General features: G+C 41.0%; 1 protein-coding gene. It reads right to left on the reverse strand.

Annotated features, from left to right (window positions below):
• Positions 1–132: 132 nt before the first annotated feature.
• Positions 133–570, reverse strand: coding sequence for a GNAT family N-acetyltransferase (locus BIW15_RS23860; protein ID WP_179115340.1), 438 nt, complete (start codon positions 568–570; stop codon positions 133–135).
• Positions 571–1,177 lie beyond the last annotated feature (607 nt).

Below are 1,177 nucleotides of genomic sequence, written 5' to 3' on the forward strand. Positions count from 1 at the left end.
TTTCTGCGCCAGTTAACGCCGCATTAAGTGGTGAGCAACGCAGACCACTGAACTTAAGGTATTGTGCAGTAAACACTAAAATTGAAGCAAACCAAAAATGCCGAGCGTTGTGAATCCGTCTTAAATGCTTTGTTATAAGCGTGGCTTCAACATGTGCACAAACTGACTATCTTGAGCGGTTACTTCAAACCCAAACCTTTTATACAGTTGCCCTACTCGATTTCCTTGTAAATAGCAGAGCTTTATCGGCAAAGACTTTTCTTGTGCAAGTTGGATAACCGTGCTCAAAACTTGGCTACCGATACCATTACCTTGATATTCTGGCAGCAAGAAAAAACGACCAAAATACAAATGGTCAGATTTATATTGTACTAGGTAGCTACCAACACTAAAGCCGTTAACCTCAATGATAGTTGGCTTAGATTCTTCCCACTCGCTACGATGGATTTCAATTTGGACATTTTCATCCCAGCCAAAGATAGCTTTGATTGGTTCATATTCCGCCACTTTCTTGAGATGAAACAAGAAATAGTAATCTTCAACTTCAGCTTGACGAATTACAAACAAGATACTCTCCAGACTAATTATTAATGGAAGCTTATAACGCCGCATTAAGGGGCAGCAACGCGCTACCACTAAACTTCAATTTAAAACCGTAAACACAGATGCCAAGAATTAAACCAAACTCGCCACGCGTTGGCTGTCCCTCTTGAATGCTTTGTTAGTTGCCAGACCTAACACCTTCATTTGAAGCTTGTTACCGCTTTGACAACTCTAGATTTACGTGTTTTAGAAAACTCAAATCAGGCGCAGTTTCAAAGCGCCTGTCACTGAAACTACTTGGAACATACAACGCCGTAGAAAACGGACTAACAACACCAAAAAGCCCTTTTGGACTGATAATTTAACCGAGCTGACTTTCAACAAGCTAATCAGCGACTGAAACAGAAAATCCAATCGCACAAGAAACCAAAGTTCGATTTTCACAAACCCAGATGGCTAGAAATTGAAATACGAAAAACCAGCCAAAAACACACGGGCATTAGCCCTAAACATTCTGCTTTAAGTACGTTTTTCCTCGTTGGCAACTAACGCCCTGTTAAGGTGTGAGCAACACAATACCGATGCCGCCGCATACCACCTTAAACACTAAAGCAAACGCATAGTAAAAATGCCA

The sequence above is a fragment of the Vibrio sp. SALL6 genome, assembly GCF_002002385.1.
In the GTDB taxonomy this organism is placed as follows: domain Bacteria; phylum Pseudomonadota; class Gammaproteobacteria; order Enterobacterales; family Vibrionaceae; genus Vibrio; species Vibrio parahaemolyticus.